The organism is Pseudomonas baetica (assembly GCF_051216495.1).
Classification (GTDB): domain Bacteria; phylum Pseudomonadota; class Gammaproteobacteria; order Pseudomonadales; family Pseudomonadaceae; genus Aquipseudomonas; species Aquipseudomonas baetica_B.
Map to the genome: position 1 here is coordinate 1 of NZ_JBPKAM010000162.1, position 8,431 is coordinate 8,431.

At 60.6% G+C, this 8,431-nt stretch carries 8 protein-coding genes; 4 read left to right on the forward strand and 4 right to left on the reverse strand.

Annotation, left to right across the window (positions count from 1 at the left end; translation table 11 throughout):
- Positions 1-306 precede the first annotated feature (306 nt).
- Complete coding sequence (gene ampC, locus ACSFE6_RS29730) at positions 307-1,461, forward strand: class C beta-lactamase (protein WP_435430946.1); 1,155 nt, start codon at positions 307-309, stop codon at positions 1,459-1,461.
- Positions 1,462-1,586: 125 nt separating this feature from the next.
- Here the strand turns inward: ampC and ACSFE6_RS29735 are convergent, their stop codons facing one another.
- Positions 1,587-2,156, reverse strand: a complete 570-nt coding sequence (locus ACSFE6_RS29735; protein WP_435430947.1) for a DUF4174 domain-containing protein — start codon at positions 2,154-2,156, stop codon at positions 1,587-1,589.
- 180 nt (positions 2,157-2,336) lie between these two features.
- Here ACSFE6_RS29735 and ACSFE6_RS29740 point away from each other — a divergent pair, with 180 nt between their 5' ends.
- Positions 2,337-2,705 (forward strand): VOC family protein, encoded by a 369-nt coding sequence (locus ACSFE6_RS29740; RefSeq protein WP_435430948.1) that lies wholly within the window; start codon positions 2,337-2,339, stop codon positions 2,703-2,705.
- Positions 2,706-2,715: 10 nt separating this feature from the next.
- On the opposite strand, the gene ACSFE6_RS29745 is transcribed toward ACSFE6_RS29740, so the two are convergent.
- Both ACSFE6_RS29745 and ACSFE6_RS29750 read right to left on the reverse strand, forming a co-directional pair.
- On the reverse strand, positions 2,716-3,501 hold the full coding sequence (locus tag ACSFE6_RS29745; protein WP_435430949.1) for a sulfite exporter TauE/SafE family protein: 786 nt from the start codon (positions 3,499-3,501) through the stop codon (positions 2,716-2,718).
- A 216-nt stretch (positions 3,502-3,717) separates the two neighbouring features.
- Complete coding sequence (locus ACSFE6_RS29750) at positions 3,718-4,467, reverse strand: hypothetical protein (RefSeq protein WP_435430950.1); 750 nt, start codon at positions 4,465-4,467, stop codon at positions 3,718-3,720.
- Positions 4,468-4,640: 173 nt separating this feature from the next.
- On the opposite strand from ACSFE6_RS29750, the gene ACSFE6_RS29755 reads away from it, so the two are divergent.
- Both ACSFE6_RS29755 and ACSFE6_RS29760 read left to right on the forward strand, forming a co-directional pair.
- On the forward strand, positions 4,641-5,462 hold the full coding sequence (locus ACSFE6_RS29755) for an aldo/keto reductase (RefSeq protein ID WP_435430951.1): 822 nt from the start codon (positions 4,641-4,643) through the stop codon (positions 5,460-5,462).
- 39 nt (positions 5,463-5,501) lie between these two features.
- On the forward strand, positions 5,502-5,972 hold the full coding sequence (locus tag ACSFE6_RS29760; protein ID WP_435430952.1) for a DUF1810 domain-containing protein: 471 nt from the start codon (positions 5,502-5,504) through the stop codon (positions 5,970-5,972).
- Here the strand turns inward: ACSFE6_RS29760 and ACSFE6_RS29765 are convergent.
- Positions 5,937-8,297, reverse strand: a complete 2,361-nt coding sequence (locus ACSFE6_RS29765) for a DNA polymerase II (protein ID WP_435430953.1) — start codon at positions 8,295-8,297, stop codon at positions 5,937-5,939. The genes ACSFE6_RS29760 and ACSFE6_RS29765 overlap by 36 nt on opposite strands.
- Between the last annotated feature and the right edge of the window lie 134 nt (positions 8,298-8,431).

Genomic DNA, 8,431 nt, shown 5'->3' on the forward strand with positions numbered 1-8,431 from the left:
CCCCCCCCCCCCCCCCTCCCCCCCCCCCCCCCCCCCCCCCCCCCCCCCCCCCCCCCCCCCCCCCCCCCCCCCCCCCCCCCCCCCCCCCCCCCCCCCGAGGCGGCACCCGTTAACTCATCTGCGCAGCTTGCAGCAACCACCCCTTCAGCGGCGACATCCACTCGATTGTTGTGGGTCGAGAGCCGCAAATCTTATTTTTTCTAATGGCTGGTGCAAAATATCATCGGTTGTCGATCTTCGACAGACTGCCTAGATTGGCACGTCATCCGCAGCCCGGACTCGAAAACCTCAAGGAAGCGACCCGCCATGCCTGATCTGAAGTTAAACAAATACGCGCCCTATAGCGCTTTCCTGCTCCTGTTCGGTGCTGGGTATTGCACGGCAGTCGATCGTATTGAAACCATCGTCGACGCCGCGATCAAACCCGTGATGCAACAACAGCAAATCCCCGGCATGGCGGTTGCCATCACCATCAACGGCCAACCGCATTACTTTAACTACGGGGTCGCGTCGAAGGAAACCGGCAACGCCGTCTCCGAAAACACCTTGTTCGAGATCGGCTCGGTGAGCAAAACCTACACCGCTACCCTCGCCGCTTACGCCGTGGCCAGCGGTAAGCTCTCCCTGTCGGACAAGGCCAGCCAGATCCTGCCGGCATTGAAAGGCAGCGCATTCGACAACATCAGCGTGCTGCAACTGGGCACTTACACCCCCGGCGGACTGCCGCTGCAATTTCCCGCGGAGTTCGACGCGCCGGACAAGATGCTCGGCTATTTCAAGCAGTGGAAACCGGCCTTTGCACCCGGCAGCCATCGCCAGTACTCCAACCCGAGTTTGGGAATGTTCGGCTATCTGGCCGCGCAAAGCCTAGGTATGCCGTTCGATGAGGTCATGGAAAAGACCCTGCTGCCGAAACTCGGCCTGAAGCACACCTTCCTCAAGGTGCCGCAGGACCAGATGAGTCTTTATGCGCTGGGCTACAACAAGGACGACAAGCCGGTTCGGGTGACCCCTGGAGCACTGGATTCGGAAGCGTATGGGGTGAAAACCAGCGCGGCGGACATGATTCGCTATGTTCAGGCGAACATGCAGCCGGCGAAGCTGGCCCCCCCCTTGCAGCAGGCCATAGCTATCACTCACACCGGTTACTACAAGGTCGGCGGCATGACCCAGGGTCTGGGTTGGGAGTTCTACAACTACCCGGCCACGCTCGACCAATTGCAGGCCGGCAACTCGACGCAAGTGGCACTTGAACCCCATGAAGTGCAGTGGATCAACCCGCCACAGGCATCTGGGCAGGATGTGCTGTTCAACAAAACCGGCTCCACCGGTGGGTTCGGCGCCTACGTGGCCTACGTGCCGCGAAAGCAGATCGGAATCGTGATCCTGGCCAACAAGAACTACCCGAATGCGGAACGGGTGAAGCTGGCTCATCAAATCCTGAGCACGCTGACCAAATAGTCTGAAAACGCCTACTCTGTGGGAGCGAGCCTGCTCGCGAAGGGGTCGTATCAGTCGACATCAATGTTGAATGCACTGGCCTCTTCGCGAGCAGGCTCGCTCCCACAGGGAAACTTATTCACGGCTCAATCATCCGGCTGCTCAGGCGGCTTGGCGGGCTTTGCCGGTTTTGCGGGTTTGCCATTTTTGGCGCCCTTGGCCGCGGGCGGTGCTGCCTCGGCAGCCACCGGTGGTGGAGTGGGAGCGGCCATTTCCTTCTCGGCCGCTGGCAATGCATCGACAGTGTCGAAGATTTTCTTCAGATCCACCGTTCTGGATTCCGCTCCCGAAACTTCGAGTTTCTTCTCGCCGTCCTTGCCGATCAGAATAACTTTAGGCAACGCCCCCGCGCCCATTTTCAAGGCGCGGATCAGCGCCATGGTGTCCTGCGGCCCGATGTCTTTGCCATCGAGTTGGCCAGACATGTTCAACACGCTGTAGACCTTGATATTACGCTCCGTGATCCCCTGTTTGTTGGCCGGATCTTCCAGCGACTTCTTCAGGCTCACCCAGACCGGGTCCACAGTACTCGAGGCAATGACAACCAGAGGACGGTACAGACCTTTATTGACATCCAACGGTGAGTCGCCGTCGCCGGCGAACAGAGGGCCAGCGAAAGCCAGCAGGGTAGCCAGGGTCAGTGACCTGATGAGCATGCGCATCTCCTTTTGATATCCACGCTCTACTGATTGCGCATTGCGGCGTTCGTTCCGGTGACGCTTCGCAAATGTGGTTCGCCTTGACCCAAGCTTAGGTCAGGGCGGTCATTGCGCAACAGGCTGGGCTAATCTGAAAGCACTACAACGGGTTATCTGATCCGCCGGGAGGACCATCCCATGAGCGTCCGACTGAACCACACCATCGTCTGGTGTCGCGACAAACACCGGTCGGCACATTTTCTGGTCGAGCTGCTCGCCCTGCCCGCGCCGGAACCCTTCGGGCCGATGCTGATCGTCAGGTTCGACAATCAGGTGTCGCTGGATTTCTACGATAACGACCCGCCAATTGCCTCGCAGCACTACGCGTTTTTGCTCGATGACAATGCGTTCGACCGCGCATTCGCGCGCCTGGAGGCTCGCGGGCAGCCGTGGTGGGGCGATCCGGGCAAGCAGCGGCCGAAGCAGATCAATGATTACGCGGGGGGACGGCGGGTGTATTTCGATGACCCGGACGGGCATCTGCTGGAAATATTCACCCGCGAATGAAGCGGCGTTATCAGAACGCCAACTTGTAACCGATCAACACCAGCATGGTCGCCAAACAAGGACGCAACAGCTCATCAGAGATGCGCCCGGTCAAATGGCTGCCCAGGTAAATCCCCGGCAGCGAACCCACCAGCAAGTAGCCCAGCACGTGCCAATCCATGTTACCCATGCTCGCATGGCCAAGGCCGGCGACCAGGGTCAGGGGCACTGCGTGGGCGATTTCGGTGCCCACCAGGCGGCGGGTCGGCAGCAGCGGATAGAGGATGAACAAGGCCACGGTGCCCAGGGCACCTGCGCCAATGGACGTCAGGGCGACCATGGTGCCCAGCACCAACCCGGTGATAACCGTCAGGAAATTAAGACGCTTACCGCTGGGGTTGTAGCTACCACCGGCGCGCTTGTGGGCGAAATCGAGCAGGCGCTTCTTGAACAGGATTGCCAGCGCCGTGGCAAACAGGACGAAGCCCAGGGCCTGTTTGATGATCGCGTTCATCGCATCCGGCGCTTCGTTCAGGCTGCTCAGGAACCACAAGGTCAAGGCCACTGCCGGCACACTGCCCAGGGTCAGCCAACCGGTGATGGCCCAGTCGATGTTGTTGTTCTTTTTGTGAACCAGCACGCCGCTGGACTTGGTGATGGCGGCGTACAGCAGGTCGGTGCCAACCGCCGTTGCCGGGTTGATGCCGAATGCCAGGAGGATCGGCGTCATCAACGACCCGCCACCCACGCCTGTCATGCCGACGATAAACCCGACAGCCAGCCCGGCCACGATCAACCCGATATTCACTAAATCCATTGACACGTCCACATAGACCGCAGGGAAATTTCAGGCCAGCAGCATAGCGATTTTTCTTATAACCACATATATCGATGCGATCTATCTTTATGCCATTCACACAGATCCCTGGTGGGAGCGAGCCTGCTCGCGAAGAAGGAGTGCCTGTCAACACATCAGGCGCCTGACACAACGCATTCGCGAGCAGGCTCGCTCCCACAGGGGATTTGGGTGAATTCACTGAACGGGAAGGAAATTCAGGAACAACAAGCTCTGCGCATAATTCAAACCGATCCGCCGGTAGCGCTCGTCGAGCATCTGCGTCAGCAGGTCCAGCCGGGCGACGATCTTGCCGAACTCCACGGCAAAGCTCAGGTTGCTGCCCTCCTCCGAAATTTCGTTGGAAAACAGCATGGGCTGGCCGTCCTTGTTCTGCCGCTGACTCAGGATCCAGGTGGCGATTTCGATGTTGCGGGCGGCGTTGCTGACGAAGGTCGGGTTGATCGCATCGGTCATGTAAAACTCAAGGCGATTGCCATGGGCGGTGACCAGCATGCTGCCGATGGCATAGATGAACGCACCGACCCGATCACCGAGAAACTCCGGGCTCATGGCGAAACGCAGCGCCGCCAGGTCCTTTTTGCCACCCAGGGTGGGCAGCGGTTGTTGTTGCTCGATGGCCATGCGCACTTGCTTGCCTGCGATACGAGCGTCGAGGAAACCGGACTTTTTCAGTTCGTCCGGGTTGCGCAAGTAGAGCTTGTTCATCAGCACATACAGGCTGTCGAGGTTGTCGCGCATGGTCAGGGTGGCCATGCGATCGACACTGGTTTGCAGAAATTCCTGGGGTTTGCCTTCGCGTAGCTGAGTGAACAGGTCGTTGCCGTCCTGGTGGCTGCAGCCGGCGGCGAAGCAGAGGAACAGACCGGCCGGCAGCAGGCGGAAGCGGCGCACTATCGGGATTGTGAAGGGTAACGCTCGAGCCATGGGTTCTTAAACTTGGGCATGGGCCTGCGGTGGGGATCGCCGCGGGCTGGCCAAGGGTAGAGCCACCGTTTGCGAAAAAGTGCAGTGGCGGCGCCGATCAATCGATCGCCGGCAGGAACCTCAAGGCTATGCTGTTGCTCATCACACATCGAATTCGGACTGAAGGGGTATCCATGCGGACTGTCGAATTGGCCGGTATCAATGTGCCAACCATCGGCCAGGGCACCTGGCAAATGGGCGAAGACAAATCCCGATACAAAGATGAAGTCGCGGCACTGCGCCAGGGCATCGAGCTGGGCATGACCCTGATCGACACCGCCGAAATGTATGCCGAAGGCGCTGCCGAGGAAGTCGTGGCCCAAGCCATCGCCGGTCAGCGTGACAAGGTGTTCCTGGTCAGCAAGGTCTACCCGCACAACGCCAGTCGCAAGGGCATCCCCGAGGCCTGTGAACGCAGCCTGCGCCGGCTTGATACCGACTGCATCGATCTGTACCTGCTGCACTGGCGTGGTCAGTATCCACTGGAGGAAACCATCGAAGCCTTCGAGCGCCTGCGCGAAGCCGGCAAGATCAGCCGTTGGGGCGTGTCCAATTTTGACGTCGATGATCTGCTGGAACTCAACGCCCCGGCCTGCGCCACCAATCAGGTGCTCTACAACCTGGAGGAACGGGGGATAGAATTTGATTTACTGCCCTGGTGCCAACAGCGCGCGATGCCCGTCATGGCTTATTGTCCGATCGGCCAGGGTGGGCAGATGCTGGCCAATGCCACACTCAGGCAGGTGGCCGCCCGTCATGGCGTGACGCCTGCGCAGGTTTCGCTGGCCTGGTTGCTGCGGCAAAAAGGTGTGATCGCCATCCCCAAAGCGGTTCGCCCCGAGCACGTTCGACTCAACGCCCAAGCTGCAGCACTCAAGCTTGAAGCTGGGGATCTGGAGGCGCTGGACCAAGCGTTTCAAGCGCCTACACGCAAGCAGCGGTTGGCCATGGTCTGAGCCAACACCTTGACAGCATGAGTGTCAGAGGGCTTCGCAATGAGAAGCACCGATCAGAAGGACACCTTTAACCTGCAACGCTTTATCCAGGCGCAAGACCCGGTGTACGACCGGGTTCAAGCCGAACTCAATGCCGGCCACAAGCGCAGTCACTGGATGTGGTTCATTTTTCCGCAGTTGGCCGGGCTGGGGGATAGCGAAATGTCGCGCCGCTATGCGATCCGCACCCGGGATGAAGCACAGGCCTACCTTGATCACCCCGTGCTGGGTGCACGGCTGCGTACCTGTACCCATGAAGTGCTGAACATCCAACAGCGTTCGGTGGCGGCGATTTTCGGCCACCCGGACGACCTGAAGTTTCATTCGTCGATGACCCTGTTCGCCCAGGTCGCCCCGCAAAACAGTCCGTTCCACCAAGCCCTGAACCAGTATTTCCACGGCATCCTGGACGATTGGACCTTGTCGCTGCTGGACTCAAAACAAGCCCAGTTGCCCCCCAATCAGGGTTGAGAAATCGTCATCGACAAACGGCAGGATCGCATCCGCCACCGGTTGCAGTTGTTTGGTGATGTAGTGGTCGTAATCGATGGGCGCGCTGCGGATCTCCAGCGGCTCGGGGCCGGCGACGGTGATCACGTAGCTGATCCAGCCGCCGTTCTGGTACTGCAGCGGGCGACCCTGCCGGTCGTTGTACTCGTCGGCGATGCGTGCCGCCCGTACGTGGGGCGGGACGTTGCGCTGGTAGTCGTCAAGGGTGCGGCGCAGGCGCTTGCGATAAATCAGGCGGTCGTCGAACTCGCCGGCCAGGGTTTTGCGCACGTACTCGCGCACGTAATCCTGATAGGACTGGCGATGAAAGATCCGCGAATACAGCTCCTGCTGAAATTGCCGGGCCAATAGCGACCAGTCGGTACGCACGGTTTCCAGGCCTTTGTAGACCATCTCGTCGGTGCCATCGGCACGGGTGACCAATCCCGCATAACGCTTTTTGCTGCCCTCCTCCGCGCCGCGAATGGTCGGCATCAGGAAGCGTTTGTAATGAGTTTCAAATTGCAACTCCAAGGCACTCTCCAGGCCATATTCTTTACGCACGTGCTCGCGCCACCACTGGTTGACGTAATCCACCAGTTCCCAGCCGATCTGCGCGGCTTCCTGCTGGCCATAGGCGCGGCGCAGCCAGACGAAGGTGGAGTCGGTGTCGCCATAGATCACCGTGTGGCCCCGTGCTTCGATCAACTGGCGGGTGCGCAGCATGATTTCGTGGCCACGCAAGGTAATCGATGACGCCAGGCGCGTATCGAAGAAGCGGCAACCGCTGGAACCGAGCACGCCGTAGAACGCGTTCATGATGATTTTCAGCGCCTGGGACAGCGATGCGTTGTGCTCGCGCTTGGCGGTTTCCCGGCCTTCGGCGACCCGGGCGACGATGGACGGCAGGCAATGCCGGGTCCGGGAAAACCGCGCCCCGCGAAAGCCCGGCACCGAGTCGGCATCGTCAGGATGCTTGAGCCCTTCGATCAGGCCCACCGGGTCGATGAGAAAGGTGCGGATGATCGACGGGTAAAGGCTTTTGTAGTCGAACACCAGTACCGATTCGTACAGTCCCGGTTGCGAATCCATGACAAATCCGCCAGGGCTGGCCTGCGGCGGCTTACCGCCCAGGTTGGGCGCGACGAAGCCCTGGCGATGCATCAATGGCATGTAGAGGTGGGTGAACGCCGCCACCGAGCCGCCCATGCGATCCACGGGCAAACCGGTGACGCTGGCTCGCTCCAGCAGAAATTTCAGCAGTTCGGTCTTGGCGAAGATCCGCGTGACCAGTTCGCAGTCCTTGAGGTTGTACGTGGCCAGCGCCGGCTTGTCCTCGGCAAACATGCGGTTGATTTCGTCCATGCGCTGGTACGGGTTGTCGATGGATTTACCTTCGCCGAGCAGGGTTTGCGCGACGTTTTCCAGGCTGAACGACGGGAAATTCCAGGTCGCCGAACGCAGGGCTTCGATGCCGTCGATGACCAGCCGGCCGGCAGCGGACGCAAAGTAGTGGTTGCCGCTGCCGTGCTCGCGCCACTGCATTTCCTCGCCTTCGCGCCCCAATCTGAGGGGCACGCCCAGGCGCCGGGCGTGTTCGTGGAGCACCCGCAGATCGAACTGCACGACGTTCCAACCGATGATGGCATCGGGGTCAAAACGTGCGAACCACTCGTTGAGCCTTTTCAGCAGCATGGTGCGCGACTCGCAGTACTCGAGCTGGAAATCCACCGCACTGTCGTCGCCATTGGCCGGGCCGAGCATGTACACCTGACGCTCGCCGCAGCCTTCCAGGGCGATGGAGTACAGATCGCCCTGGGCGGTGGTTTCGATGTCCAGGGACACCAGTCGAAGGTTCGGCCGATAACCGGGGTCGGGTTTCAGCTGTGCGTCGAGCAGCAGGCCCTCCGTCCCTGGCGTGCCGCCAAAGCGCACCGGTGCGGTGATGAAACGCTCCATGAGGTAGCGTTCCGGCGGGCGCACGTCGGCTTCATAGACGTCGACACCGGCCCGGCGCAGGGTAGTTTCCAGGCGCATCAACTGGCCGTGCTGCCGGCAATACAGGCCGAGTACCGGGCGATGTTCGAAATCCTGCAGGGCCAGGGATTTGAGTTCGACGTTCTTTTCGTCGTGCAACAGCGCCTCGGCCTGCTCGCGCTGGCTGGCCGGGATGAATGCCACCGACGGCTGATGAGGCAGGCGGATGCGCCGGGGACCGTCATCGGTCGCCAACCAGAACTCGACTTCCGTCCCCGCCGGGGTATCGCGCCAATGCCGGGTCAGGACGAAGCCCTGGGGTAGATCCACCACTAAAAACCTCGGATTTGATTCAGGGTGTTGATTCTACGCGCCATTCCGCAGGCACTGTAGAACCCTGTGGGGGGGGGGGGGGGGGGGGGGGGGGGGGGGGTAGAGGAGAGGGGAGAGAGGGAGAGCCCACC

Excerpts from the sequence above, each read along its gene's own strand:
- ampC (WP_435430946.1), top strand. The coding sequence starts at position 307 with ATGCCTGATCTGAAGTTAAACAAATACGCGCCCTATAGCGCTTTCCTG.
- ACSFE6_RS29735 (WP_435430947.1), bottom strand. The coding sequence starts at position 2,156 with ATGCTCATCAGGTCACTGACCCTGGCTACCCTGCTGGCTTTCGCTGGC.
- ACSFE6_RS29740 (WP_435430948.1), top strand. The coding sequence starts at position 2,337 with ATGAGCGTCCGACTGAACCACACCATCGTCTGGTGTCGCGACAAACAC.
- ACSFE6_RS29745 (WP_435430949.1), bottom strand. The coding sequence starts at position 3,501 with ATGGATTTAGTGAATATCGGGTTGATCGTGGCCGGGCTGGCTGTCGGG.
- ACSFE6_RS29750 (WP_435430950.1), bottom strand. The coding sequence starts at position 4,467 with ATGGCTCGAGCGTTACCCTTCACAATCCCGATAGTGCGCCGCTTCCGC.
- ACSFE6_RS29755 (WP_435430951.1), top strand. The coding sequence starts at position 4,641 with ATGCGGACTGTCGAATTGGCCGGTATCAATGTGCCAACCATCGGCCAG.
- ACSFE6_RS29760 (WP_435430952.1), top strand. The coding sequence starts at position 5,502 with ATGAGAAGCACCGATCAGAAGGACACCTTTAACCTGCAACGCTTTATC.